This is a genomic window from Pantoea sp. paga (genome assembly GCF_007558755.1).
GTDB classification, from domain to species: domain Bacteria; phylum Pseudomonadota; class Gammaproteobacteria; order Enterobacterales; family Enterobacteriaceae; genus Pantoea; species Pantoea agglomerans.
This window is the reverse complement of record NZ_VLTF01000002.1, coordinates 444623-470442: the sequence shown is the minus strand read 5'-3', so window position 1 is coordinate 470442 and position 25820 is coordinate 444623. Positions and strand designations below refer to the sequence as shown.

Here is a 25820-nt window from a genome sequence, read left to right as displayed (position 1 = left end):
TCGCTCCTTCAGGGCCGCCCTGACGGGCGTTCAGGTTGCTAAAGCAGCCTGTGTGAGCACTGCCCGGGCCCAGACTGACCAATAAAATAGCCCGGGAACAGGCACTTAGCCGCGGGAAGCGCCAGCGTCCTGCGCTAATCCCACTTTCAGCAGCTTGCCATTGGCCTCATCGGTCAGCACATAGAGCCAGCCATCCGGCCCCTGCCGCACATCGCGAATCCGCGCCTTCTGATCATCCAGCAGTCGTTGCTCTTCCACCACTTTCTCGCCGTTGATACTCAGACGAATCAGGTTTTTCTCTTTCAGAGCGCCGATAAACAGCGAGTTTTTCCACTGCGGAAAACGGGCGCTATTGTAGAACGCCATGCCGCTGATGGCCGGAGAATCCTTCCAGTGATAAAGCGGCGGTTCGGTACCCGCAACCTGTGTGCCTTGTGACTCCGGCACTTTGTCACCGCTATAGTCAATGCCGTGGGTTGCCAGCGGCCAGCCGTAATTCTTGCCCCGCTCCATGATATTTACTTCATCGCCGCCGCGCGGGCCATGCTCATTTTCCCATATCTTACCGGTCCAGGGGTTAAGCGCCAGCCCCTGCGGATTACGCAAACCATAAGCCCAGATCTCTGGCCGTGCGCCGCGCTGTTTCGCAAACGGGTTATCGTCCGGCACGCTGCCATCGGCGTTGAGCCGCAGCAGTTTGCCCTGCAGCTTATCGAGATCCTGCGCAGCGCTGCTGGCAAAGTTATCGCCGAAGGCGATCCAGAGATAGCCCTGGGTATCAAACGCCAGCCGGGTACCGATGTTGTTGCCGCTGGAGAGCATCGGCGTCTGCCGAATCACCTCGCGGAAATCGCTGAGTTGCCGGTTATCCTTGCTCAGTGTGCCCACGCCTACCACCGCGCCCGCTTTGCCACTGCTGTTCGCTTCGGTATAGCTAAGCCAGACGCGACGACTGGTGGCAAAATCGGGTGCCAGCACCACATCCAGCAGGCCACTCTGCCGTTCTGCCCAGACCTTTGGCACCCCCTGGATCGGCTGCGAAAGGCCCTTCTCCGGGCTCCAGCTGCGTAGTTGTCCGCTACGTTCGGTAATCAGCAGCGTTTTGTTGTCGGGCAGGAAAGCGACGGACCATGGATGTTGTAACTTATCCTGTAATACCTCGACCTTTACGTCGGCGGCAAACAGGGGGGCGGTACAGAACAGTGCGCCACTTAGCAACAAGGCAGTTGAGAAACGGGCCATAACGATCTCCTGACGGGATAGAATGCCCTTAAGCGTAGTCAGCCCCTCTGCAATGATGTTGAGGATTTACAAAAGATTAATCAGGGCGACAGCGCTCTGCTGTCGCCCGTCAGAGTCAGGGCGCGTTAAAACTGACCGTGTCACGCACCATCGTATCGATACCAGGCTTCAGCTCGTCAAAGGTGATCGGCGTATTGCTGTTACTGACCGTTTTGCCAAAGGCTTTGCGAACCACCCGGATCATCGGTTTGCCCGTCACCGCATCGCTGGCTTCTATCTCCAGAAACAGTTCGCTGTTCTGAGTACGATGCCCTGACGCCGCCATGGTGCTGGCAACGACCGCGGCAACCGGTACCACTTCATAAAACTGCACGCCCTGATTTTCTGCTGACACGGCTGTAATGGCGGCCCTTACCTTCAGAGTATGCGGCGTAGCCTGATTCACCAGCGGCAGGCGGGTGGCTATCGCGCCTTTTAGCTGGATCTCGGTGTAACTTAGCACCTGATCCAGCGTTTGCTGAGTGACGCGTGGCGTGGGGTGCGCCGCCGGGTAGTAGATCAGCGATGTATAAAGCACATCTTTATAATGGCTGCTTTGATAATCGGGTGAAATCCAGCGCAGAGTCGGTTCACCACTGGCTGACGACGTCGGTTGCAACTGGCTGTAATCGCTTAAAAAACCTGAATATTGCTGCTTATCAGCAACATGAGAAGTACAACCACTGAGCAGCACGGCAGAGACCGCCAGAAGAGCAGCAACGGAAGTTTTACGCATCATCAACTCGCTTGTATCAGGAAGGTTTAAGCAAGCATAGATAAGCCAGAGGGGAAATGCAGAATAACAGAGGCGGTTTTACGCTGTTATGCAGAATGAGTAGCAGGAAAACCCGCTGCAGAGCACAGCGGGCGAAAAATATTACTCAAAGCAGGTATCAGGATTCTCAGACAGGGTGATGAACTGTTTGCCCCCCTGGGTCAGCGCCATAATGGTGCCGCTTTCGATATCGTAAACCCAGCCGTGCAGACGCAGCTTACCGTTACGCAGCGCGACGGAGACGGAAGGATGGGTTTTCATGTTGTTCAGCTGGGCGATGACGTTCTCTTTGACCATCTCGTTCAGCTTCTTCTCTGGTGAGTCATACTCACGCTGCTCAACCACCGCTTTTGCCGCATCGGCATAGCGCAGCCAGTGCTCAACCGCAGGCATGGTATCCATGCAGGCGCAGGAGGCGATGGCGTTCATGGCACCACAGTTAGAGTGACCACAGATGATGATGTCGGAGACGCCCAGCGCGACCACCGCATATTCGATAGTGGCGGAGACACCGCCTGGCTCCGGGCCGAATGAGGGAACGATGTTGCCCGCATTGCGGATAACGAACAGCTCTCCTGGCTCCTGCTGCGTCACCAGTTCAGGCACCAGACGGCTATCTGAACAGGAGATGAACAGCGCTTTCGGATTTTGATTTGATGCCAGGCTTTTGAAAAGATCCTTCCTTTCAGGAAACACATTCTGCTGGAAATTCAGAAATCCGTTGATGATCTCTTTCATTATTTAGCTCTCACATTATCCATTTCATTACCTGAGGGGCATAGCCCCCTCAGTGGGGTTTGCCCGTTTATTATTAATGAAAACAAGTGAATATCAACCCGCGTTTTACCGGATGCTTTAAACAGCGCCCACTGTCAGCGTTTCGCTTGTCCGCCAGTCAGAGGCTCCGCAGCCAATTTCTTTTTATAGCACGGGAAGTTATTGGAAAAAGCACGCTTTGAACCGCCCGTTTTTTTGCCTGTGCCGTGGATCGGCTTTTACGCGTTTTTTCACTACTTTACGCCTCCGGCTCGCCAGCAGAAAAGGTTTCTCTTCTGCTGCTGTCTGACCTTATCTGGCAAGCGTGGCGGGAGATGGGGTTTGAGGGCGTGGCGAAACGGTTGTGCGTCTGGCAGCACGGGCGCTGCGCCAGAGCCGTTGCAGGCAAGAAATGAGGGATAAGATTGAGCAGGACGGGTTCACTAAAACAACCCCGGCAGCAGGGGGTAGCGGCTGCCGGGAGAGCAGCGTTAACGCTTAACCATACTGCTGCTGATGCGCTTTTTTACGTCGCAGATAGTCCTCATCTGCACGAAGTTTGTCCCAGTAACCTTTGAAAATAGCCGCCGCCGCGGCTTTTTCCTCGTTGACGCCGCGCGGCAGCTCCTTGCCATCCGCGTCATATTTGCGTCCGCCCTTATGGTTGCTGTAACGGCGCGCGCGGGTATACCCCATCTGAATAAATTTGCGCGCCATATCCATGCCGACAAAATCGTCCTTGCGCCGATACTCCTCAAACAGCGCCATGATTTTCTCAGCCGACTCTTCAGCAATGGGAACGGTACGAAAACGCCAGTGTGGCAGTATTTCGCCTTTATAAGGCTCGACCATCAGCACGCCCTGCTCGCCACGCCCGACCTGATAAAGCTCGGGGTGCTGGCGGAAGTCGATAGTGCTGAAGTCCTGATCATAATCGAAAGGTTTCATCTCTTTAGTTTAGGATCAAGTGCGTCGCGCAGCCCGTCTCCGAGTAAATTAAATGCCAGAACGGTGAGGAAGATGGCCAGGCTGGGGAAAATCGCCACGTGAGGCGCGATAACCATGTCGGCCCGCGCCTCATTCAGCATTGCACCCCACTCCGGCGTAGGCGGTTGCGCTCCTAGTCCCAGAAACGACAGGCTGGCCGCGGTAATGATTGAGGTACCGACCCGCATGGTAAAATAGACCACAATCGGCGATACCGTGCCGGGCAGGATATGCCGCATCAGGATAGTCCAGTCAGAAGCGCCAATACTGCGTGCCGACTCAATATAGGTCTGATGCTTCAGCACCAGCGTATTGCCGCGAACCAGCCGGGCAAACGCCGGGATACTGAAGATAGCGACCGCCACAATCACATTACTCATACCGCTGCCCATAATCGCCACCACCGCAATCGCCAGCAGAATGCCGGGAAAGGCAAACAGCACATCACAAATGCGCATGGTGATGCGGTCCCACCAGCCTTCGTAATAGCCGGCTAACAGACCAAAGAATGTGCCGATCAGCGCGCCGATCACTACCGAAAAGAAGCCCGCAATCAGGGAAATACGCGTGCCGACCAGCACCCGACTGAAGATGTCGCGCCCCAGCGAATCGACGCCAAACAGATGCATCAGCGAGGGGCCTTCGTTGAGCCGGTCATAATCGTAGTAGTTCTCTGCGTCGAATGGCGCAATCCACGGGGCGATAACCGCCAGCACAATCAGTACCAGCACAAACAGCCCGGCCAGCAGCGCTACCGGCTGTCCTCTGAAACGCCGCCAGAATTCACGCCACGGCGTTCGCACCCGATTCTCCGCAATCAGCGGCATCGTTTTCAGTGCCGCTTCGCGTCGCCAGTTTTTCATCGCGACTCCTTAAAGCGAATAGCGGGATTAATCACCGCATAGAGCATGTCGACAAACAGGTTGATCAGAATAAACTCCAGTGAAAACAGCAAAACTTCCGCCTGAATAACCGGGTAGTCGCGCATCGCCACGGAATCGACCAGCAGTCGCCCCAGGCCCGGCCAGTTAAACACCACCTCGACCACGATCGATCCGCCCAGCAGGAAACCAAACTGCAGCCCCATCATCGTCACCACCGGGATCATGGCGTTGCGCAGGCCATGCTTCACCACCACCAGCGACTCGCGCACCCCTTTGGCCCGGGCGGTCCGCATATAATCTTCCTGCATCACCTCCACGAATGAGGCGCGGGTAAAGCGCGCCATCACCGCCGCTACCGCCGCGCCCAGGGTGATGGAGGGCAGAATGTAATGTTTCCAGCTCTCTGCACCGACGGTTGGCAGCCATCCCAGCTCCACCGAGAAGACCTGCATCAGCAGCATGCCCAGCGCAAAGGCGGGAAACGAAATGCCCGACACCGCCAGGGTCATCCCCAGTCGATCGGGCCAGCGATTGCGCCAGACAGCGGAAACGATGCCGATTGCCATGCCAAAAATCACTGCCCAGATCATGCTGACCAGCGTCAGCCACAAAGTTGGCATAAAGCGTGAGGCGATCTCCTCCGCGACCGGCCGCTTCGAGACCATCGACTGGCCGAAATCGCCCTGCAGTGCATTCAGCATAAAGTGCCAGAACTGCTGCGGCAGCGGCAGGTCGAGTCCCAGCTCCTGACGCACCAGCGCCACCACCGAGGCATCGGCTTCCGGCCCGGCGATCAGACGCGCCGGGTCGCCCGGCAGCAGGTGAACAAACAGGAACACCAGCACCGCCACAATCAGCAGCGTGGGGATCAGCCCAAAGAGTCGTTTGAGAAAATAGTTAAACATGCAACATCCTGCAGCTGCGGCCAGCCTCACGGGCTGGCCGGCTCCGTTACTTCAGAGTTGCCTCATCGAAATTGAATGAGGTATCGGGCATCACATAAAAACCGCTGAGGTTTTTGCTGTTGGCAGAAACCAGCTGCTCAACCACCAGTGGGATCCACGGGTGATCCTGCCAGATGGTATCCTGCGCATCTTTATAGAGACGCGCTTTCTCAGCACGGTCGGTGGTTTTCAGCGCATCTGCCAGATCTTTATCGACCTTAGGATTGCTGTAAAACGCGGTATTGAAGATCGCCGGTGGCCAGGCCGTAGTAGCAAACAGTGGCGTCAGTGCCCAGTCCGCTTCGCCGGTTGAGGCGGACCAGCCGGTGTAGAACATGCGCACGCCGCTCTCTTTCTGGCCCTTGCCTTCTACTTCAGCGGCACGCTGACCCGCATCCATCGCCGTAACTTTAACTTTCACGCCAACCTGCGCCAGCTGCTGCTGGGTGAACTGCAACACTTTCTGCGCGGTGCTGTGGTTGTGTGAGGACCAGAGCGTGGTTTCAAACCCGTTCGGGTAACCCGCCTCTTTCAGCAGGGCTTTTGCTTTGGCCGGATCGTAGCTGATGGCCGGATAGGTCTGAGCGAAGTCGATGGTGGGCGGCACGATGCCGGTAGCAGGCGTGGCGTAACCGGAGAACGCCACTTTCGCCAGCGCCTGACGGTTAATGGCATATTCCAGCGCTTCACGCACCTTTGGATTGTCGAACGGCTTCTGAGTGACATTAAGGCTGATGTAACGCTGCATAATCGATGGCGTGGTTACCACTGCAAGCTTGCTGTTCTTCTCCAGCAGTTTTGCCTGCTCATAGGGCACCGGGAAAGCAAAGTTCGCTTCGCCGGTCTGCAGCATCGCCGCGCGGGTATTGTTATCCACCACCGGTCGCCAGGTAATGCTGTCCAGCTTCGGATAGCCCCGCTTCCAGTAGCCGTCCCACTTCTTCACCTTAACAAAATCGGTCTGGTTCCAGGTTTCAAACACAAACGGGCCGGTTCCTACCGGATGGAAACCGATCTCTTTGCCATATTTTTTCAGCGCGGTGGGCGAAATCATCGCCGCCGCCGGATGGGCCAGAATGTTGATAAAGGCGGAGAACGGCTCTTTCAGCGTTACTTTTACCGTAGTCGGATCCACCACTTCGGTGCTGGCGATATGTTTAAACAGGTTGTAGCGCTTGAGATGGTTATCCGGGTTGCTGGCGCGATCGAGGTTGACCTTTACCGCATCCGCATTGAAGTCAGTGCCATCCTGGAATTTAACCCCGGAACGCAGTTTGATGGTGTAGGTCAGGCCGTCGGCGCTGGCCTGATAGCTCTCAGCCAGCACGTTGGTGAGCTTCATCTCTTTATCAAAGCCAAACAGGCCCTGATAGAAGGATTTCGCGACCGCCTGCGACAGCGTGTCGTTGGCGTCATAGGGATCGAGAGTGGTGAAGTTGGACGCGACGGCAATCACCGCATCCTGTGCTGCCCAGGCGGGCAATGCCATTGCGCTGCTTAACACGCCAGCCGCCAGTAACCCTTTACGCATCGTAATCTGCATCTTGTTCTCCTGTAATCCCTGTCGGGTTGGTCGCCGGGGCGACATCGTCACTGTTCAGGTCGCGCTGATAACGTGGCGGGCGACGAAATGGCCCGGAGCCACCTCCATCAGCGGCGCCACTTCAGGTTCATCCCCTAACGCATGAATCGGGCTGGGGATCTCATCGACCAGTAAGGCTCGTTCGCGACGCCGGTGAGCCGGATCGGCTACCGGCACCGCTGCCATGAGTTTTCGGGTGTAAGGGTGCTGAGGCTGCTCAAACACCGCCTGACGCGGCCCCATCTCGACAATCTGACCGAGATACATCACCGCCACGCGGTGGCTGATACGCTCCACCACCGCCATATCGTGAGAAATAAACAGGAAGGCGATGCCAAACTCGCGCTGCAGGTCGAGCATCAGATTAATTATCTGCGCCTGAATTGACACATCCAGCGCCGAGACGGACTCATCGGCGATCACCACTTTGGGATTAAGCGCCAGCGCGCGAGCTATACAGATGCGCTGACGCTGGCCGCCGGAAAATTCATGGGGATAGCGCTGAGCATGTTCCGGCAGCAGACCCACTTTATCCAGCAGCCAGGCAACTCGCTGCTCCGCCTCGTGCCGCGGCATCGCCTTGTGGACCAGCAGCGGCTCCATAATGGAGAAGCCAACCGTCAGCCGGGGATCGAGCGAGGCGTAGGGATCCTGGAAGATAAACTGAATGTCGCGTCGCAGATGGGCCAGCGCGGCACCCGACAAATGGTCTATCCGCTGCCCGTCAAACGTCAGGGTGCCACCCTGACTGGCAACCAGCTTCAGCAGCGATCGTCCGGTGGTCGATTTACCACAGCCAGACTCCCCCACCAGCGCCAGTGTCTCACCGGCATAGAGATCAAAACTGACTTTTTCGACGGCATGCACCCGGCTTTTAACGCGGTTCAGCAGGCCGCCGCGAATATCAAAGCGGGTGACCAGATCGCGCACCTGCAAAATGGGTGGCTGCAGGCGGCGAACCGTATCCTGCGGTACGTCATCAACGGCATCGCTGTGCAGCAACGGAAATTTGGCTGGCAGGGGCTGGCCCTGCATCGAACCGAGCTTTGGCACCGCCGCCAGCAGCGCCTGGGTATAGGGCTGCTGCGGGGCGCTGAACAGCCTGGCTACCGGGGCATTTTCTACTACTTCGCCGCGATACATCACCTGAACCCGATCGGCCATTTCGGCCACCACGCCCATATCGTGAGTGATAAAAATCACGCCCATCTGCATCTCTTTTTGCAGCACGCGGATAAGCTGCAGAATCTGCGCCTGAATGGTGACGTCGAGCGCGGTGGTCGGCTCATCGGCAATCAGCAGGGCCGGTTTGCAGCAGAGCGCCATGGCGATCATCACGCGCTGACGCATCCCGCCCGACAGTTGATGCGGAAAGCGGGATAACACCTTTTGCGCATCGGGAATTCGTACCAGATCCAGCATCCGGCGCGCTTCGGCCAGCGCGCCAGCGTGGCTCAGGCCCTGATGCAGACGGATGGATTCCGCGATCTGCTCGCCCACGGAGAAGACCGGATTCAGCGAGGTCATCGGCTCCTGGAAGATCATCGCCATATCCGCACCGCGCACCCGGCGCATCTGACCTTTTGAGGCGCGCATCAGATCCAGCACGTCGCCGTTGCGACGCCGCAACAGCACCTCGCCGCTGACCCTCCCGCCAGCCTGCTCAATCAGCCGCATCAGCGCCAGCGAGGTCACTGATTTCCCCGAGCCTGACTCCCCCACCAGCGCCAGCGTTTCGCCGCGAAACAGATCGAGTGATAAATGACGCACCGCGTCAGTGACGGTGGTTTCGTGCTGAAAACGCACATTGAGATCGCGCACCGCCAGGACCTGCTCAGGGGCCAGCGGCGGTAACGTTTGCCTGTCGCTCATCTCTGCTCCTTAACTTTCGCGATAGATAGCGACGTCTGCCACTTCGCCAACCCGCGCCACACCGCGATACATCCCTTCGCTGTTGAACGGCAGCGCCACGTTGCCTGCGCGATCGACGGCAATCAGCCCCCCGCTGCCGCCCAGCTCCAGCACGCTGTCATGAATGACATTAACTGTGGCCTGCTGCAGCGAGCGCCCGGCGTAGCGCATCTGCGCTGCCACATCGTAGGCCGCCAGCGTCCGCATAAAGACTTCTCCGGTGCCGGTACAGGAGACCGCCACGCTGTCGTTACTGGCGTAACAGCCCGCGCCTGGCAGCGGCGAGTCGCCGACCCGCCCGGCCTGCTTGTTGGTCATACCGCCCGTTGACGTGGCGGCCGCGAGGTTGCCCTCAAGATCCAGCGCGACGGCCCCCACCGTACCAAACTTACGGTCCGGGTCGAGCGGGTCGTCGCTGTGCGCAGCACCATCATGGTCCAGCACTGCCGTATCGCTGTTCAGCGCGCGTTGCAACTGCTCCCAGCGTTCCGGGGTTGAGAAGTAATCAGGCGTGACCGTTTCCAGCCCGTGCGCTTCAGCAAACTGCTCTGCGCCCTCGCCGATAAACAGGACATGCTCGCTATGTTCCAGCACGGCACGTGCCGCCAGCACCGGATTCCGTACCCGCGTTACGCCCGCGACCGCTCCTGCACCCAGCGTGCGGCCATCCATGATGCAGGCATCGAGTTCATGGGTGCCCTGATGGGTGAAGACCGCACCTTTACCGGCGTTAAACAGCGGGCACTCTTCCAGCAGTCGCACCGCTTCGGTCACCGCATCGAGTGCGCTGCCGCCCTGAGCCAGTATCTGCTGGCCCTGAGTGACAATATCGTGTAGCGCCTGACGATAGAGTTGCTCTTTTTCGGCGCTCATTGCTGAGCGCGTAATGGCACCGGCGCCTCCATGAATGGCGATCACTGCATTGACCATAACGATCTACCCTGTGGTTGCATCAGGACGAAAAACACTGATTTAAAATGGTTTTCACCCATTTTTGGTGATTTTTGACTATAGAAAGCCTGCTAAGTGTTGTAAAGCGGAAACTGTTCCTGTGGTTATAACCTTTTCTTACCGCCATATTTCACTTTGGTCACAACAACAGGCAAGTCAGGCCGACACCGATGTGACTCAGCGGCTAATTCCCACCATAATAAGCAGCATCTGAGATAACCAGGCTGGAATATCCATGGAAAGTTTTACTGCAGGCTTGATCTCCCTTGAGGAGGCACAACAAAAAATGCTGTCACAGCTGACGCCCGTCACCGACTCTCTTAGCGTGCCGCTGGCCGAAGCGGTCGGGCGTATCACCGCCAAAGCGGTGACTTCACCGATTGCCGTGCCACCATTTGATAACTCTGCGATGGATGGCTACGCCGTCAGGCTGGCAGACGCCAGTAGCGGTCAGCCGCTGCCGGTGGCGGGTAAAGCCTTTGCCGGCGCACCGTTTAGCGGTGAATGGCCGCAGGGCAGCGTGATTCGCATCATGACCGGTGCGCCGGTGCCCGCAGGCTGTGAAGCAGTAGTAATGCAGGAGCAGACCGAAACACAGGATGATGCGATTATGATCACCGCGCCGGTCCGTCCCGGACAGAACATTCGTCTCATCGGCGATGATATTCAGCCAGGCACCGTGGTGCTGGAAGCGGGAACGCGGCTGGGCGCGGCGGAGCTGCCACTGCTCGCCTCACTGGGTATCGCGCAGGTCAGCGTGCTGCGAAAACTGCGGGTCGCTATCTTCTCCACCGGTGATGAACTCCAGCCGGTCGGCGAGCCGCTGGCCGAAGGCCAGATCTACGATACCAACCGCTTTGCGGTATCGCTGATGCTGCATAAGCTGGGTTGCGAAGTCATCGACCTTGGCATCATCAAAGATGACCTGGCCGCACTGCGTGCTGCTTTCACCGAGGCCGATCGGCAGGCGGATGTCGTGATTACTACCGGCGGCGTCTCGGTGGGCGAAGCGGACTTCACCAAAACGATGCTGGAAGAGCTTGGTGCCATCAGCTTCTGGAAGCTGGCGATCAAGCCTGGCAAACCATTTGCCTTTGGCCGCCTCAACAGCAGCTGGTTCTGCGGCCTGCCAGGTAATCCGGTCTCCGCCGCCGTGACCTTTTATCAGCTCGTCCAGCCGCTGCTTGCCACCCTCACCGGCCAGCAAAAATCAGCATTGCCGCCACGTCAGAAAGTGCGCTGCGCCTCGCGGCTGAAAAAGTCACCAGGCCGGCTGGACTTCCAGCGCGGCATCCTGCGACAGAATGCACAGGGTGAACTGGAGGTAGAGACTACAGGGATGCAGGGTTCACACGTCTTCAGCTCCTTCGCCCAGGCAAACTGTTTTATTGTGCTGGAACGGGATCGTGGCAATGTTGAACCGGGCGAATGGGTCGAGGTGGAACCGTTCAACGCCCTGCTGGAGGCGTAAATGCTGCCTGAATTAAGCGATGAGGAGATGCTGCGCTACAACCGGCAGATTGTATTGCGCGGCTTTGATTTCGACGGTCAGGAGCGGCTGAAAGCGAGTCATGCGCTGATCGTCGGGCTGGGCGGACTCGGCTGCGCCGCTGCGCCCTACCTGGCGGCTGCCGGTGTCGGTAGCCTGACGCTGCTCGACTTCGATACCGTGTCGCACTCCAACCTGCAACGGCAGATCCTGCATCACGATGCTGACATTGGTCGTGCCAAAGTGGACTCCGCCGCACAAAGCCTGGCCGCCATCAATCCGCACTGCCAGCTGCATCCGGTCAATGGACAGCTGGACGATGCAGCGTTGCTGGCGCTGATCGCCCGGCAGCAGGTGGTTCTGGACTGCACTGACAACGTTGCAGTGCGTGAGCAGCTTAACCGGCTCTGTCGTCAGCTGCGGGTGCCACTGGTCTCCGGCGCCGCGATTCGGATGGAAGGTCAGATCAGCGTATTCAACTGGCAGCCCGGCACACCCTGCTATCGCTGCATCAGCCGCCTGTTTGGGGAACAAACCCTGAGTTGCGTGGAAGCGGGCGTCATGGCTCCGCTGGTTGGCGTGATTGGTGCGATGCAGGCGATGGAAGCGATTAAAGTGCTGACGGCATTTGGCACGCCCGCCACCAGCCGGTTGCTGATGTACGATGCGATGAGCGCGGAGTTCCGCAGCATGAAGGTGGCGCAGGATGCGCACTGTGAAGTGTGTGGTGGTAGCGCGTAGCGACAGCAGGAACGCCTCTGCTCCCTGAAGCACGTGCTGAACCAACAAACCACCAAAAAAAACGGGGTGGCCTGCGCCACCCCATTTCAATCAGACGATACCCTGACTCCGCAGGTAATCTTCGTAATTACCGGTGAAGTCCACCACGCGGTCTGCTTTCAGCTCTATCACGCGGGTTGCCAGCGAGCTGACAAATTCACGGTCGTGTGAAACAAACACCAGCGTGCCTGCATACATCTCCAGCGCCATATTGAGCGATTCAATCGACTCCATATCGAGGTGGTTGGTCGGCTCATCCATAATCAGAATGTTCGGTTTTTCCATCATCAGCTTACCGAACAGCATACGACCCTTCTCTCCACCGGAAAGCACTTTGGCCGGCTTCTTAATATCATCCTGTGAAAACAGCAGACGACCCAGAATACCACGAATGGTCTGCTCATCATCGCCAGGCTGTTTCCACTGACTCATCCAGTCAAATACCGTCAGGTCATTGGCAAAATCATCGGCGTGATCCTGAGCATAATAACCAATACGCGCATTCTCTGACCATTTAACGCTGCCGTTATCTGGCGTCAGCTGACCCACCAGCGATTTCAGCAGTGTTGATTTACCGATACCGTTGGCACCGATCACCGCCAGCTTCTCACCCACTTCCAGCAGCAGATTTAAATTCTTAAACAGCGGACCGTTATCAAATCCTTTGGTCAAACCTTCCACTTCAAGCGCATTACGGAACAACTTCTTGTCCTGCTCAAAGCGGATAAACGGGTTCTGACGGCTGGAGGCTTTCACTTCATCCAGTTTAATTTTATCCATCTGCTTAGCGCGTGATGTCGCCTGACGCGATTTAGAGGCGTTGGCGCTAAAACGACTGACGAACGATTGTAAGTCGGCAATCTGCGCTTTTTTCTTGGCATTATCGGATAACAGACGTTCACGCGCCTGGGTCGCCGCGGTCATATATTCGTCATAATTACCGGAATAAACCCGCAGCTCGCCATAATCCAAATCAGCCATGTGCGTACAGACCATATTAAGGAAGTGACGGTCATGCGAAATGATAATCATGGTGCTGTCACGCTCGTTCAGCACCTGCTCCAGCCAGCGAATAGTATCGATGTCCAGGTTGTTCGTCGGTTCGTCGAGTAACAGAATATCGGGATTAGAAAACAGCGCCTGCGCCAGCAGCACACGTAATTTAAAGCCCGGCGCAATCTCGCTCATCGGGCCATAATGCTGCTCAACCGGAATGCCGACGCCGAGTAATAACTCACCGGCACGAGACTCCGCGCTATAGCCGTCCATCTCACCGTAAAGTGCCTCAAGATCGCCGACTTTATACCCCTCTTCTTCGCTCATTTCTGGCAAAGAATAAATACGGTCGCGCTCCTGCTTCACTTCCCATAACTCATGGTGACCCATGATAACGGTGTCCAGTACGCTAAATTGTTCAAAGGCGAACTGATCCTGACGCAGCTTACCGATGCGCTCGTTGGGATCGTAAGAAACATTGCCGTCTGAAGGCACCAGATCGCCACCCAAAATCTTCATGAAGGTGGATTTTCCGCTGCCGTTCGCACCGATTAAACCGTAACGATTACCGCCGCCAAATTTAACGGAGATATTTTCGAACAGTGGCTTGCTGCCAAACTGCATGGTGATATTGCTGCTAACTAACACGGCATTGACCTTTGTGAAGAGAATGGATGAAAAAACGGCGGCTATTATGCCAGATGTGACGCAGCGCACGCCAGCGTCAGCCGTGGATTCCTTCCGGGGTGATTGATATCCCGGCAGAAATAAAAAAGCCGGAAGGCCATGATGGCCCCCCGGCTCCCACTTACAAGGATTGTGTTGATCAATCGATCAGGAAACTGTCCAGGCTTTTACCGGAATCCAGCGCTTTTTTAATCGCTGCCGGGGTACGGCCCTGGCCAGTCCAGGATTTCTGCTCACCATTTTCGTCAGTGTAAGAATATTTAGCCGGACGCGGCGCACGCTTGGTACGTTTTTTCCCGCTTTCCAGTGCACCTAATAATTCATTAGGATCGATACCGTCAGCCAGCAGCATTTCGCGATATTTAGAAAGCTTTTCTTCTTTTTCGCGATTCTGCGTCTCTTCCGCTTCTGCTTCTTCACGGCGCTCAGTAACAACCACCGTTAATTTTTCCAGGATCTCTTCAAGATCGGTCAGTGGCAGTTCACGAGCCTGGGCACGTAATGTGCGAATATTGTTCAGTACCTTAAATGCGTCACTCATCACAATGTCCTTGATTAAGGGGGGTTAATAAAACTGTAGCGCCAAGACTACCTAATTCAAATAAAAAAATAAATTATTTTTACGCTACAGATAATTCCTAAGTATTAATTGAGCCGAAACAGAGCTATTAAAAACAGGCGTACCTGACCTTTTATTAACGCTGAATTAACAACAAATGGCACTTTTACTCAGGAGTTGAAAACGATTTCAGGCAGATTATCCCGGCAGAAGGCTGTCAACGCTATCCGCTAAATGCGGGCTGTGCACATCATTATTTACGATTACGGGCCCGGGATAACAGATTAAAAATGTGCCGGCTCGTGACCTCAGTCACACCAGCTTACAGATTATGCTTAAAAAGCCACCCCCGGCACCGTTAAATAGCGCAAAAGAATTAACGCTCTGGTGGTTTTTTTAATTATGCCCTTTACCACCTGTTAACCATTTTTGCCGCTGCAATTTATAGCAGAGTCGGATTATTCGCAGATCGCTTAACTGCGCAATAACAGTTCCGCCCGGCTCAGGATGACTGAATAGTCTCACGCGTCCCCACTCGTTCAGTCGTAAGTTGCCTTAAAAAAGCATCAAAGAAATAAATTGAGAAAGGTGACAGAGCTCAAAAACCTGAATGCGGAAAGTGCCAGCAACATAAAAATAATCGCTCGCCGGAGGCGCTGATAATAACCCTGCGCTTACTACTGCTTTATTTTCTGCTGGCTGCACCCGTTACAGTGATGCTGAGAAGCTCTCTTTTTCAATGAGTTAGATCATGGGGAACAACATGGAGAGACAGGCAGCATCGGTTTTAACGCTGCCGGAGGAGAGATAAAGCGGTAACTGCGCAGAGGCAGCTACCGCCGGATGACTAGTTAGCCTGCGTGGCCGGGCCAAATACCGGATATTGCGGCATGTCCACGTTCTGGTAAGTCTCCCAGCCGCCGCCCAGCGCTTTATATAGCGCCACTAAATCGAGTGCACTCTGCATCCGCGCCTGTGTCGCCTGCTCCTCTGCCTGTGCCAGCTGACGCTGCGCATCCAGCACCTCCAGGAAGGTCGAGAGCCCCTGGCGATAACTGTCGCTGGCGAGATCAAAGGCGCGCTGAAGCGCACCGGTTGTCTCATCCAGCGCGGTGACTCGCTGCTGATCGGCGCGATAGCTGACCAGCGCATTCTCCACATCCTGCAACGCCGTCAGCACCGTCTGGCGATAATCCAGCGCGGCACTGGCCTGCTGCGCCCGCGCTAACTTCACGCTCGACACCAGCTGTCCGCCCTGGAAAATCGGAATCGATAACGACGGGCCATAACTGTAGAAATGGCTGCTCCAGTTATCCAGATAGCTGACATCGGTGTTGCGCACGCCCAGCTGGCCGGTCAGTGACAGGCTCGGGAAAAGCTGCGCGACAGAAACCCCAATCTCAGCGGTTTGTGCATGCAGCGTCGCTTCAGCCTGACGAATATCAGGACGACGACGTGCCAGCGTAGAAGGAATGCCTACCGGGACAAACTGTGGCAGCGGGGGTAACGCTTTTGGCGTACTGAGTTCAGCATCCAGCGCCCCCGGTGTCTTGCCGAGCAGCACCGCTAACCCATTCATCGCCTGCCGCGCCTGCGACTGATACTGCGGCAGTTGCGCCTGCAGCGTGCTGAGCTGGGCACGCGCATTTTCCACATCGGTCAGCGGGGCCAGGCCATTACGCTGCTGGCTTTGGGTCAGCTCGGTCGTCTGCTGCGCCACCTCAATCTGCTGTTGCAGCGTCTGAATCGTGCTCTGCGCGCCGCGCAGCTGCAGCCAGGCACGCGCCACTTCGGCTTCCAGTGAGACCAGCGCATCATTGCGCTGTTCTATCGCTGCCTGCTGCTGGGCATTAGCTGCCTCAACCTGACGGCGCACTTTGCCCCACAGGTCCAGCTCCCAGCTGGCATCAAAGCTGCCCTGATAGAGGTTAACCGGCTGGGTCAATCCATTGAGCTGGCTGGCAACGTTGCTGTCGAGCTGATCGGTTGCGCCATTGGATTTCAGCAAGCCTTCCAGCCCGAGCTGCTGGCGCGTCACTTTGGCTGAACCGCCCAGGGTGGGGAACAGACTGCCCTGCGCCTGCGTCAGCTGTTCACGTGCCCCGGCAATGCGCAGCACCGTCTGCTGCAGGCTCAGATTGCCCGCAATCGCCCGCTCAATCAGACTGTCGAGTTGCGGATCATTGAAGCTGCGCCACCAGCGTGAATTAATCGCGGCATTTTGTGGCTTTGACGCCTCCTGCGAATCCAGAGTGTTGTAACCACCCGGCACGGCAGGTTTCGGCGCCTGATAGTCAGGTCCGACGGCGCAGCCCGCCAGCCCGAGGGCCAGCAGTAAACTCAGGGGTTTCAGGCGATGAGAGTAAAAAACCTTCATGTTAGTGTGCTCCTGCACTGCCTTCGCTCTTAATCGGCGACAGCAGCCAACAAAATGGAATCAAAATCAGGGCGACAATACTCAGGCCTGAGAAGACATCGATGTAAGCGAGGATACGCGACTGCGCAATCATCTCCTGATAGAGCTGACCGGTTGCCAGCGTGACGGGATCGCCCACCGCCGAGGTAAAGTCGCGTATCGCCTGCGCCCAGTGCTGAAGCGTAATGTTGAACGGCTCATTCAGCGGCGTCATGTTATGCACCATGTGCGCCGACCGCACCTGTTCGCGCTCGGTAATGGCAGCGGTCGAGAGTGAAATCCCAATCGATCCGGCTACGTTACGGAACATGGTAAACAGCGCCGAGGCGTCAGCATTAAGCCGCTGCGGAATGGTGACAAAGGCGATAGTCGTCAGCGGGACAAACAGGAAACCCAGCCCGATTGACTGTGCGCTACGCATCAACACCAGCGTGGTGAAATCGACGTTGGGCGTTAAGGTGGCGGAGTAGAGAAACGCCACGGCCAGACAGCTGAAGCCAAAGGCAATGATGTAGCGCGTCTGAACGATCGGCATCAGTTTCAGCACCAGCGGTATGGTCAGTACAATCAGCACCGCGCCAGGCGACAGCACCAGACCTGACCAGGTGGCGGTGTACCCCAGATCCTGCTGCGCCAGCTGTGGCAGCACTACGGAGCTGCCATACAGAATCATCGCCATCCCCGCCATCAACAGGCCGGCGACCCAGAAGTTGCGGTCTTTCATCACCAGAATATCGACCACTGGCTTACGGGCATACATCAGCCAGTAGATGGCACCGACGATGCCGATCAGCGCCAGAATGGCGAACAGCACGATAAAGTGCGAGGCAAACCAGTCCTCATCCTCTCCGCGATCCAGCATCACCTGCAGACAACCCAGTCCTAAGGTAATCAGGCTGATGCCGATATAGTCGATCTTCAGCTTACCTTTGGCCCACTTACGCTCCCACGGTGGATCTTCCAGCAGCTGATAGATCGCCAGCACGGTAAGCACGCCGACCGGAATGTTGATAAAGAACACCCAGCGCCAGCTGTAGTTGTCGGTAATCCAGCCACCTAATGTCGGGCCAATCACCGGCGCGACAATAATGGCGATAGAGGAGAGCCCAAATGCCTTGCCGCGATCTTCCGCCTTGAAATAGTCCAGCAGCACAGACTGCTGAACCGGCTGCAATCCGCCACCGAAAAAGCCCTGCAGCACGCGGAACAGAATGATTTGCCACAGTTCGGTAGCGATGCCGCACAGGAATGAGCAGATGGTAAACATCACGATGCAGATCAGGAAAAACTGTTTACGGCCAAACAGTCGGCTGAAGAACGCAGAGATAGGCAGCACAATTCCGTTCGCCACCAGATAGGAGGTCAGCACCCAGGTTGACTCATCGTAACTGGAGGAGAGCGAACCGGCGATATGCGGCAGCGCCACGTTAACAATGGTGGTGTCGAGGATCTCCATAAACACCGCCAGGGTGACCGTGATCGCCACTAACCACGGATTACTGGCGGGTTTCCAGCTCTGCGCCGTACTCATTCCACCGTTACCTTCGGTTCAACTGAGAGACCCAGCGGCAGAGGATGGTTTGGATCAAGGCCTTTGTCGATGACAATTTTAACCGGCACGCGCTGAACGATTTTCACATAGTTACCGGTGGCGTTTTCTGACGGGAAAGTCGAGAAGCGTGAACCAGAGCCCATCTGAATACTGTCGACATGCCCTTCCAGCTTCATATCCGGCCAGGCATCGACGCTGATTTCAACTTTGTCGCCAGGATTCATGTGTTGCAGCTGAGACTCTTTGAAGTTAGCGGTGACCCAGATTTCAGGCGAGACCAGCGAAAACAGCGACGATCCCGCCTGCACCAGTGTGCCCAGCTGCACGTTACGCTTGGTGACAAACCCGTCATAGGGCGCACGGACCTGGGTATAGGAGAGATTAAGATCGGCCGTGCTTAACTGTGCCTTCGCCTGCTCAACCTGTTGCTGACGCGCTTCAACATTGGTCTCCTGCTGGCGAATCTGCAGAGCAACCTGTGACGCCACTTCAACCTGTGCTTTCGCGCTTTGTAACTGCGCCTGCGCTGAACGTAACTGCGCGGACGCGCTGTCGATATTACGCTGACTGGTCGCACGCGGGTCGACGCCGCGCTGGCGACGATAATCCGCCTGCGCATTAAGCAGATTCGCTTCGGCTTTCGCCTGATCCGCCAGCGCCTGATCGCGCTGTGCCGGATACTGTACCTTTGACAGTGCCAGCTGAGCCTGCGCCTGATGTAGCTGTGCGACAGCTAAACCGAGCTGCGCATTAGCCTGTTCACGCTGGGCACGATTGTCGCTGGGATCGATCTCCACCAGCAGATCGCCCTTCTTCACCCGCTGGTTATCTTTCACCAGCAGCTTCACGACATAGCCGGAGGCTTTAGGCGCAATGGTAACGGCATCGCCTTCGGTAAAGGCGTCGTCGGTGGTTTCAATATTGCGGGTAGTGAACCAGAACCAGAAGCCGACAATCAGCATAATCACCACCACTACCGCCAGAATAATCAGCGGCTTTTTACCGGGGCGTTTACGCTCAGGCTGCTGGTCGTTGTCCTGATTTTCCTCTGACTGACGGTTTTTATCCGTCGCATTCTCTGCGTCCTGCTGGTGTGGATCGCGTTGGTTATTCTCGCTCATAGTTCCCATCACTGGCTAAGGCCCTAATTCCCGGGCATAAAGGTCCTGTTAACCTTATATCGGAAACTGACAAAATCCAGCGCAACTTTACGAAACTTGAGAAATGGCGCACATCCTGCCACCTGTGGCGGGTAGCAGGATGCGTCGGGCCTAATTGAGCAGCCGCAACAGCAGCCAGCCGCTGGCCATCGACCAGGCAAGCAGAGGGAGAGAAAAGAGATGGAAATGCCACCAGACGGCCCGATCTTTCGCCATACGCAGGGCAATCAGGTTAGCGAGCGAACCCGGCAGCAGGCCGAATCCGCCAATATTGACCGCCCAGGCCAGCACATCGCCAGGCGGGACTTTCTGCAGCAGCAGAATCGTCGCCGGGACGTTGCTGATCACCTGTGACAGACCAATCGCCAGCAGGTAGAGCTGCCCCTGACCGAAATGAGAAACCGCATCAAAGTGAGCCTGCATCACCGGCAGACGCGTCATCAGGAAGACGTCAATAAACATGGCGATAAACACCGCCAGCAGGCTCCAGTCGATGCGCAGCAGCACCGGACGCGCCATCACCAGGAAAGTAGCAAGAATCAGCAGCAGGACCCAACCGGTGATTTCCAGCTCCAGGCCGGCGATAAACAGCAGGTATAACACCACGCTGACAATAAACAGCGGCTTCTGCCACTGCGGCTGTTCCGGGTTGTCATGCTTATCAATCGACCGCTTTGAAAAGCTGAACCAGGTTAATACCATCAGGCTAAGCAGCAGCCAGGCGGCCAGCGGCAGCATCTGAACAATAAACGCGACAACGCTTAATTTGCCGTGGCTCCACAGCAGAATGTTTTGCGGGTTGCCGACTGGCGTCAGCAGGGATCCGGCATTGACCGCCAGCGCCTCGAAGATGATCAGTCGCGAGATGGGTAAGTGAGAGAACTTTCGCAGCGTCAGCGTCAGCGGCACCAGAATAAACAGCGCCACATCATTGGTCAGAAACGTAGAGAGCAACGCAGCAGCCAGCACCATAAACAGCGCCAGCGCACGTTCGTGCCGGAAACGCGCAATCAGTCGTCCCCCCAGCACGTCAAAGTAGCCACTGGTTTCCAGCCCTTTGGTCAGGATCAACAATCCGGTGAGCGTAATAATGGTATGCCAGTCTACGGCACCGGGCAGATCGGCCCAGCGAAAATCCGCCAGAAATGCCAGAACTACACCAATCACGATTAATAAATGCAAAACAGAGTCATGCAAAAAAGATCGAAGCAGTTGAGGCATGATGAAGGTACGCCTTAGCGTTAGCGGGTTTCGGAGAATTTCTTAAATACGGCCAGCGTTTCATCACTGACGTGATGCTCAATACCTTCTGAATCACGTCGGGCAGTTTCGGGACTGATGCCTAACGCCAGCAGAAAACTTTCCACAATGTGATGACGGGCGCGGCTCTCCTCTGCCAGTTTCTCCCCTTCACCGGTCAGAAAGACACCGCGGTAAGGCACCTGCTCAACCAGCCCGGCACTGCCAAGCCGCTTCAGCATTTTCGCTACGGTCGGTTGCGAAACACCCAGGCGGGCCGCCATATCGACCTGACGCGCTTCGCCAAATTCACCGATCAAATCAGAGATTAACTCAACGTAGTCATCAATTAATTCCCGACGATGCGCTTCCCGCACCTGCCGAAAACCTTCGACATGCTCTTCAATATCTTTCAGTGGTCCTTTTGGCGCAGAAACCACGCTTTTAGCACGACGACTCATTCAGCTTCCTCATTATTTTTTCCCGTACTGTCACTGCTGTACGGATTTAGCTGCGCTCATTGTAAACCAGCCGCAAAGAAGCTCAAATTTTTCGTCATTAGCCTTGGCTAAAGGATATAGCCAGTGCTATATTTGACGATAATGTAAGCAGCAAAAGAGCGATCCCTGGTGATCCTCTGTTGCTCCGGTGATGATGACGCTTCTCACCGCAGGCTGCTGACTACCGCGTCGACAATGATTGGGAGGTGATTCTATGAGCACCCTGAAATGTTGCTTAGATTGCAGCAAATGCTTCCAGGCTGAGAAGAAAACAACCACGGAGATGAAATCCTGGCTGTGCCTGCTGACGCGTTCACCGTTCACACTGCGTCTGATGTTGCTGGAAAAACTGCTGGGCCATAAGTCTGACGATCGTCGCTGTCAGAATCTGATCTGGCGCGGCTAAGCCTGATTCTATGCCTTTCAGTCGCTGGCTGAGAGGCGCACTCTCCCTTTCTGCTCTCTCTTTTTCCTGTTTCCCCTTCGAATCAATATGTCCTGCGGTATCAACCAGCATGGCGGCTGATCGGCTACAGCTATCCGGAAAAGTCGGGAAACGTGCAGACACGTGAAAGGGGTCAGTAAAATCAGCACAATAAAAAACGGCCCACCGGGGGCCGTTTTTTTGCAGGTCAGCTAAGCTAAACTTAGAAGCTGTAACCTACGCCAGCAATCCAGGTGCCAACGTCAACGTTACGGATACGGCTCTGCTCGTAACCCACGTCAACTGCGAAGTCCTGAACTGGGTTAAACTGCAGACCTGCGCCGTAAGAGAAACCTACGTCGCTTGAATCAGTTTTATCGCGTGATGAAGTATCGTTCTGCTGGAATTTACCGTAGCCGATACCCACAACACCGTAGATGCTTGCCCAGTCATTCAGACGGAAAGCAGGACCACCGGTCACACCGTAGTACTGGCCTTTGTTATAAATGCCAGAATCGGTGTTATCTTTTTCTGTGTAGGTGAATGAACCGATCCAACCCAGTGGGTTAGAACCGTCTTCGTAGCGGTATTTCAGGTTGAAGCCGTTAGCTTTGTTAGCTACGCCCTGATAGTCGCTCTGAGCATAGCCACCAGTTACGGTGCTCTGTGCCATTGCTGAACCTGCAGATACTGCCAGTACACAGGCTAATGCTGAAAGACATGCAATTTTTTTCATAACCACCTCAAATGTGAAAATACTTCTCTCCTGACAACGCTGAAAATATAACAAAAAATAGCGAGAAACTCTGCCCGGATTTTGTTGTCTAACAGAATGTTTGGTGTAACAGGAAGTTAATGCGACAACCTATGTCATTCATTTTTCTTATAAAATCCGTCATCTTTCTGCAATAATCATTTTGTGCTCATTTCGTTCTTTAAGTTAAATCCTAAAAAAACCTGACATTTCTTTACCTAAATGGCCCTGATTGTGGCCAAAAATCGCGCAGTTGAGACAAATTTAAAACCCCATTTCGTGATTTTTTGCCTGCTATTTCCTTTACACTGGCTGACTCATTACGTTGATGACCAGGAAAAGTACACAGGATGTCTGCCTCTCCCGCTTCTAAAAACCTTGCCCCGATAGTGATGCCGATTGCCGTACTGCTGATTGCGATGCTCTCGCTTCAGGGCGGTGCTTCGCTGGCGAAAAGCCTGTTTCCTGCCGTTGGCGCTACCGGCATCACCGCGCTGCGCCTGGGCTTTGGCACCCTGATACTCTGTATTATCTTCAAACCCTGGCGTTTACGCTTTAGCCGGGAACAACGTCTGCCACTCCTGATGTATGGACTGGCGCTGGGCACAATGAATTTCACGTTCTATCTGGCGATTCGTACCGTGCCGCTGGGTGTGGCGGTGGGACTGGAATTTACCGGCCCGCTGGCGCTGGCGCTATTTGGATCGCGCCGGCCTCTCGATTTTGTCTGGGTGTTACTGGCCGTGATTGGTCTGTGGTTCCTGCTGCCTTTTGGCACAGGCATGACTGCGATTGATCCGCTGGGCGCTGCGCTGGCAGTGAGTGCAGGCGCCTGCTGGGCCATCTATATCCTGGCAGGACAGCGGGCAGGCGCAGAACATGGCCCGGCGACAGTGGCTATCGGGTCGCTGATTGCCTCGGTGATTTTTGTACCGCTGGGGCTGACGTTCGCAGAAAGTGGCATCTGGACATGGGCCGTTATGCCGATCGCGTTGCTGGTTGCCCTGCTCTCCAGCGCCATTCCCTATTCGCTGGAGATGATCGCCCTCACCCGCTTACCGGCGCGCATCTTTGGCACGCTGATGAGTCTGGAACCCGCCATGGCTGCCTTTTCCGGCATGCTGTTTCTGGGGGAAACCCTGACCGGGCTACAGTGGCTGGCGCTGCTGGCGATCATCATCGCCTCGGCAGGTTCAACGCTGACCATGCGGCCGAAAAAGAGTCAGTTAAACAGCGTTGAATTATCAGACGATATCCAAAAATAAACGCTATCCGCCCCGCCTGCCGGCGGGGCTAAATAATAATCATGCTCATCGTGAGAATTATTCTTAATCTTCGCTCCTTCCTGCGCTGCCTATTTTGAAACAGACACTTACCAGTTATTTACATAATAGAATAACAACATGATTTAAATAGCTATTTATTTGATTTTATATTTTAACATGGCATTAACCTTCTTAACCCAGCTCTGCTTTGACTAAAGACGCACGCTATTTCATCCATCGACAAAGTCGTTTCTGCAAAGCTGAAAAGCGCTGCTATACTTATCCGGTACTTGATTAGGACAACCATCAAAGAGAGGACTGAAACGATGAGTACCGCTAAATTGGTTAAAACTAAATCTTCTGACCTGATTTATACCCGTAATGATGTGGCCGAAGACGATAAAAAAGCCACCATCGCGGTGTTAAACCGTATGGTAGTCGAGTTTATTGACCTGTCATTGATCACTAAGCAGGCGCACTGGAACATGCGCGGTGCTAATTTTATCGGTGTGCATGAGATGCTGGACGGTTTCCGCACCGCGATTACCGATCATCAGGATACTATTGCCGAGCGTGTGGTTCAGCTGGGTGGCGTGGCGCTGGGCACCACGCAGGTCGTTAACGATACGACTCCGCTGAAGAGCTATCCGCTGAATATCCATAGCGTTCAGGATCATCTGAAAGCGCTGGCAGACCGTTACAGCGTTGTCGCGAATGACACCCGTAAAGCGATCACTGAAGTGAAAGACGAAGATACCGCTGACATCTTCACTGCGGCATCACGTGACCTTGATAAATTCCTGTGGTTTATCGAAGCGAACATCGAATAAGACTCAATGCAGTCTGTCAGGCGGGGAAACCCGCCTTTTTTACGTCTGTGTTACCGCATTTTTATGACCCTGTTAACAGTTCTTCCCTCCTCCGCTTCACAGCCTTAACATCTGAGGCACACTACCGCTTGCACCAAAACAGCCACCTGCACCAAAACTGAGCACCAAACTGGTGCAATGGCAGAATTAACTGCAAAATCGTGTCAGCTATGTTATTTAACTCTCTGATTTCGCGGATTTTGCAAAGTTGGCATAATTCTTTCATATGACAAGCCGCAAACGCAGGCCCTGCCGCCTGGTAGTAAAAAAAGGAAAAATGATGAAGTCACTGTTAAAAGTTTCTGTGGCCGCGCTGGCGCTGGCCTTCTCTCTCTCTTCCACTGCAGCAGACAAGAAGCTGGTCGTCGCCACGGATACCGCCTTTGTTCCGTTTGAATTTAAACAAGGTGATAAATATGTCGGCTTCGATGTGGATCTGTGGGATGCCATTGCGAAAGAGCTGAAGCTCGATTACACCCTGAAGCCAATGGACTTCAGCGGCATTATCCCTGCACTGCAAACGCGCAATGTCGATCTGGCACTGGCGGGTATCACCATTACCGAAGAACGTAAAAAAGCGATTGAGTTCTCTGACGGCTATTACAAAAGCGGTCTGCAGGTGATGGTGCGTAACAATGAAAACGACATCAAAGGCATCAGCGATCTGAACGGTAAAGTGGTCGCAGTGAAAAGCGGCACCGGCTCCGTGGAATACGCGAAAGCCAACATCAAATCCAAAGATCTGCGTCAGTTCCCGAATATCGACAGCGCCTATATGGAGCTGGGCACCAACCGTGCGGACGCCGTGCTGCACGACACGCCAAACATCCTTTACTTCATCCATACCGCCGGTAAAGGCCGCTTTAAAGCGGTAGGCGATTCAATTGAAGCGCAGCAGTATGGTATCGCCTTCCCGAAAGGCAGCGACGATTTACGTGAAAAAGTAAACGGCGCACTGAAAACCCTGAAAGAGAACGGCACCTACAACACGCTCTATAAAAAATGGTTTGGCACTGAACCTAAATAATAATTTGCCCGTTATCTGATTTCAGCAGGGAA

General features: G+C 55.1%; 23 protein-coding genes. 6 read left to right on the top strand and 17 right to left on the bottom strand.

Translation table 11 applies throughout. The features are described from left to right. Nucleotides 1-105: 105 nt before the first annotated feature. The 9 genes from FOV68_RS07875 to FOV68_RS07835 all read right to left on the bottom strand — a co-directional run bounded on the left by FOV68_RS07875 (nt 106) and on the right by FOV68_RS07835 (nt 10050). On the bottom strand, nt 106-1242 hold the full coding sequence (locus FOV68_RS07875) for a PQQ-dependent sugar dehydrogenase (RefSeq protein ID WP_143990581.1): 1137 nt from the start codon (nt 1240-1242) through the stop codon (nt 106-108). Between the two features lie 115 nt (nt 1243-1357). Then, the gene (locus FOV68_RS07870; RefSeq protein ID WP_022625967.1) at nt 1358-2017 is read right to left on the bottom strand and encodes a DUF3313 domain-containing protein; all 660 of its coding nucleotides are present in this window, start codon (nt 2015-2017) and stop codon (nt 1358-1360) included. 141 nt (nt 2018-2158) lie between these two features. Further along, nucleotides 2159-2794, bottom strand: a complete 636-nt coding sequence (locus FOV68_RS07865) for a carbonic anhydrase (protein ID WP_010254395.1) — start codon at nt 2792-2794, stop codon at nt 2159-2161. A 516-nt stretch (nt 2795-3310) separates the two neighbouring features. After that, complete coding sequence (locus FOV68_RS07860) at nt 3311-3760, bottom strand: DUF4385 domain-containing protein (protein WP_069025999.1); 450 nt, start codon at nt 3758-3760, stop codon at nt 3311-3313. Further along, nucleotides 3757-4662: a glutathione ABC transporter permease GsiD gene (gene gsiD, locus FOV68_RS07855; RefSeq protein ID WP_069025998.1), complete on the bottom strand. Its 906-nt coding sequence runs from the start codon at nt 4660-4662 to the stop codon at nt 3757-3759. The genes FOV68_RS07860 and gsiD overlap by 4 nt, the downstream gene beginning before the upstream one ends. Continuing rightward, a complete protein-coding gene (gene gsiC / locus FOV68_RS07850; RefSeq protein ID WP_010254376.1) occupies nt 4659-5588 on the bottom strand; it encodes a glutathione ABC transporter permease GsiC in 930 nt (309 codons plus the stop codon). The genes gsiD and gsiC overlap by 4 nt, the downstream gene beginning before the upstream one ends. A gap of 46 nt (nt 5589-5634) precedes the next feature. After that, nucleotides 5635-7170 (bottom strand): glutathione ABC transporter substrate-binding protein GsiB, encoded by a 1536-nt coding sequence (gene gsiB, locus FOV68_RS07845; protein ID WP_143990580.1) that lies wholly within the window; start codon nt 7168-7170, stop codon nt 5635-5637. Between the two features lie 54 nt (nt 7171-7224). After that, on the bottom strand, nt 7225-9081 hold the full coding sequence (locus FOV68_RS07840; protein ID WP_143990579.1) for a dipeptide ABC transporter ATP-binding protein: 1857 nt from the start codon (nt 9079-9081) through the stop codon (nt 7225-7227). A 9-nt stretch (nt 9082-9090) separates the two neighbouring features. Then, nucleotides 9091-10050, bottom strand: a complete 960-nt coding sequence (locus FOV68_RS07835; protein WP_010254371.1) for an isoaspartyl peptidase/L-asparaginase family protein — start codon at nt 10048-10050, stop codon at nt 9091-9093. 256 nt (nt 10051-10306) lie between these two features. Between FOV68_RS07835 and moeA the strand changes: the two genes are divergently transcribed. Both moeA and moeB read left to right on the top strand, forming a co-directional pair. Continuing rightward, a complete protein-coding gene (moeA, locus tag FOV68_RS07830) occupies nt 10307-11542 on the top strand; it encodes a molybdopterin molybdotransferase MoeA (RefSeq protein ID WP_143990578.1) in 1236 nt (411 codons plus the stop codon). After that, nucleotides 11543-12301: a molybdopterin-synthase adenylyltransferase MoeB gene (gene moeB, locus FOV68_RS07825; protein ID WP_143990577.1), complete on the top strand. Its 759-nt coding sequence runs from the start codon at nt 11543-11545 to the stop codon at nt 12299-12301. It abuts the gene before it with no gap. Nucleotides 12302-12391: 90 nt separating this feature from the next. On the opposite strand, the gene FOV68_RS07820 is transcribed toward moeB, so the two are convergent. From FOV68_RS07820 to mntR, 7 genes are all read right to left on the bottom strand, one after another. After that, on the bottom strand, nt 12392-13984 hold the full coding sequence (locus FOV68_RS07820) for an ABC-F family ATPase (protein WP_143990576.1): 1593 nt from the start codon (nt 13982-13984) through the stop codon (nt 12392-12394). A 178-nt stretch (nt 13985-14162) separates the two neighbouring features. Then, nucleotides 14163-14564 carry an H-NS family nucleoid-associated regulatory protein gene (locus tag FOV68_RS07815; protein WP_003850507.1) on the bottom strand — a complete coding sequence of 134 codons (402 nt, stop codon included), beginning with the start codon at nt 14562-14564 and terminating at the stop codon, nt 14163-14165. 865 nt (nt 14565-15429) lie between these two features. Beyond that, complete coding sequence (locus tag FOV68_RS07810) at nt 15430-16959, bottom strand: efflux transporter outer membrane subunit (RefSeq protein ID WP_010254363.1); 1530 nt, start codon at nt 16957-16959, stop codon at nt 15430-15432. Nucleotide 16960: 1 nt separating this feature from the next. Then, the gene (locus tag FOV68_RS07805; RefSeq protein WP_010254360.1) at nt 16961-18529 is read right to left on the bottom strand and encodes a DHA2 family efflux MFS transporter permease subunit; all 1569 of its coding nucleotides are present in this window, start codon (nt 18527-18529) and stop codon (nt 16961-16963) included. Beyond that, complete coding sequence (locus tag FOV68_RS07800; RefSeq protein ID WP_010254357.1) at nt 18526-19671, bottom strand: HlyD family secretion protein; 1146 nt, start codon at nt 19669-19671, stop codon at nt 18526-18528. The genes FOV68_RS07805 and FOV68_RS07800 overlap by 4 nt, the downstream gene beginning before the upstream one ends. Before the next feature lie 150 nt (nt 19672-19821). Then, nucleotides 19822-20931 carry an SLC13 family permease gene (locus FOV68_RS07795; RefSeq protein WP_022625975.1) on the bottom strand — a complete coding sequence of 370 codons (1110 nt, stop codon included), beginning with the start codon at nt 20929-20931 and terminating at the stop codon, nt 19822-19824. Between the two features lie 20 nt (nt 20932-20951). Beyond that, nucleotides 20952-21410 (bottom strand): manganese-binding transcriptional regulator MntR, encoded by a 459-nt coding sequence (gene mntR / locus FOV68_RS07790; protein WP_010254350.1) that lies wholly within the window; start codon nt 21408-21410, stop codon nt 20952-20954. A 253-nt stretch (nt 21411-21663) separates the two neighbouring features. On the opposite strand from mntR, the gene FOV68_RS07785 reads away from it, so the two are divergent. Further along, nucleotides 21664-21855: a hypothetical protein gene (locus FOV68_RS07785; protein WP_029518943.1), complete on the top strand. Its 192-nt coding sequence runs from the start codon at nt 21664-21666 to the stop codon at nt 21853-21855. Nucleotides 21856-22096: 241 nt separating this feature from the next. Here the strand turns inward: FOV68_RS07785 and ompX are convergent, their stop codons facing one another. Continuing rightward, nucleotides 22097-22609 (bottom strand): outer membrane protein OmpX, encoded by a 513-nt coding sequence (gene ompX / locus FOV68_RS07780; protein WP_010254344.1) that lies wholly within the window; start codon nt 22607-22609, stop codon nt 22097-22099. Between the two features lie 368 nt (nt 22610-22977). Here ompX and rhtA point away from each other — a divergent pair, with 368 nt between their 5' ends. From rhtA to glnH, 3 genes are all read left to right on the top strand, one after another. Next, entirely contained in the window at nt 22978-23892 is a 915-nt protein-coding gene (gene rhtA, locus FOV68_RS07775; protein WP_010254339.1) for a threonine/homoserine exporter RhtA, read from the top strand. 326 nt (nt 23893-24218) lie between these two features. Continuing rightward, complete coding sequence (gene dps / locus FOV68_RS07770) at nt 24219-24722, top strand: DNA starvation/stationary phase protection protein Dps (RefSeq protein ID WP_031591741.1); 504 nt, start codon at nt 24219-24221, stop codon at nt 24720-24722. Nucleotides 24723-25041: 319 nt separating this feature from the next. Then, nucleotides 25042-25788, top strand: coding sequence for a glutamine ABC transporter substrate-binding protein GlnH (gene glnH, locus FOV68_RS07765; protein WP_010254333.1), 747 nt, complete (start codon nt 25042-25044; stop codon nt 25786-25788). The last annotated feature ends 32 nt before the right edge of the window (nt 25789-25820 follow it).

What these genes read in the sequence shown, in the direction of transcription:
- FOV68_RS07810 (WP_010254363.1), bottom strand. Translation starts at nt 16,959, where the DNA reads ATGAAGGTTTTTTACTCTCATCGCCTGAAACCCCTGAGTTTACTGCTG.
- gsiB (WP_143990580.1), bottom strand. Translation starts at nt 7,170, where the DNA reads ATGCAGATTACGATGCGTAAAGGGTTACTGGCGGCTGGCGTGTTAAGC.
- moeB (WP_143990577.1), top strand. Translation starts at nt 11,543, where the DNA reads ATGCTGCCTGAATTAAGCGATGAGGAGATGCTGCGCTACAACCGGCAG.
- FOV68_RS07805 (WP_010254360.1), bottom strand. Translation starts at nt 18,529, where the DNA reads ATGAGTACGGCGCAGAGCTGGAAACCCGCCAGTAATCCGTGGTTAGTG.
- FOV68_RS07785 (WP_029518943.1), top strand. Translation starts at nt 21,664, where the DNA reads ATGAGCACCCTGAAATGTTGCTTAGATTGCAGCAAATGCTTCCAGGCT.
- ompX (WP_010254344.1), bottom strand. Translation starts at nt 22,609, where the DNA reads ATGAAAAAAATTGCATGTCTTTCAGCATTAGCCTGTGTACTGGCAGTA.
- FOV68_RS07870 (WP_022625967.1), bottom strand. Translation starts at nt 2,017, where the DNA reads ATGCGTAAAACTTCCGTTGCTGCTCTTCTGGCGGTCTCTGCCGTGCTG.
- moeA (WP_143990578.1), top strand. Translation starts at nt 10,307, where the DNA reads ATGGAAAGTTTTACTGCAGGCTTGATCTCCCTTGAGGAGGCACAACAA.
- mntR (WP_010254350.1), bottom strand. Translation starts at nt 21,410, where the DNA reads ATGAGTCGTCGTGCTAAAAGCGTGGTTTCTGCGCCAAAAGGACCACTG.
- FOV68_RS07795 (WP_022625975.1), bottom strand. Translation starts at nt 20,931, where the DNA reads ATGCCTCAACTGCTTCGATCTTTTTTGCATGACTCTGTTTTGCATTTA.
- rhtA (WP_010254339.1), top strand. Translation starts at nt 22,978, where the DNA reads ATGTCTGCCTCTCCCGCTTCTAAAAACCTTGCCCCGATAGTGATGCCG.
- gsiD (WP_069025998.1), bottom strand. Translation starts at nt 4,662, where the DNA reads ATGAAAAACTGGCGACGCGAAGCGGCACTGAAAACGATGCCGCTGATT.
- FOV68_RS07800 (WP_010254357.1), bottom strand. Translation starts at nt 19,671, where the DNA reads ATGAGCGAGAATAACCAACGCGATCCACACCAGCAGGACGCAGAGAAT.
- FOV68_RS07875 (WP_143990581.1), bottom strand. Translation starts at nt 1,242, where the DNA reads ATGGCCCGTTTCTCAACTGCCTTGTTGCTAAGTGGCGCACTGTTCTGT.
- FOV68_RS07860 (WP_069025999.1), bottom strand. Translation starts at nt 3,760, where the DNA reads ATGAAACCTTTCGATTATGATCAGGACTTCAGCACTATCGACTTCCGC.
- FOV68_RS07840 (WP_143990579.1), bottom strand. Translation starts at nt 9,081, where the DNA reads ATGAGCGACAGGCAAACGTTACCGCCGCTGGCCCCTGAGCAGGTCCTG.
- FOV68_RS07865 (WP_010254395.1), bottom strand. Translation starts at nt 2,794, where the DNA reads ATGAAAGAGATCATCAACGGATTTCTGAATTTCCAGCAGAATGTGTTT.
- gsiC (WP_010254376.1), bottom strand. Translation starts at nt 5,588, where the DNA reads ATGTTTAACTATTTTCTCAAACGACTCTTTGGGCTGATCCCCACGCTG.
- glnH (WP_010254333.1), top strand. Translation starts at nt 25,042, where the DNA reads ATGAAGTCACTGTTAAAAGTTTCTGTGGCCGCGCTGGCGCTGGCCTTC.
- FOV68_RS07835 (WP_010254371.1), bottom strand. Translation starts at nt 10,050, where the DNA reads ATGGTCAATGCAGTGATCGCCATTCATGGAGGCGCCGGTGCCATTACG.
- FOV68_RS07815 (WP_003850507.1), bottom strand. Translation starts at nt 14,564, where the DNA reads ATGAGTGACGCATTTAAGGTACTGAACAATATTCGCACATTACGTGCC.
- dps (WP_031591741.1), top strand. Translation starts at nt 24,219, where the DNA reads ATGAGTACCGCTAAATTGGTTAAAACTAAATCTTCTGACCTGATTTAT.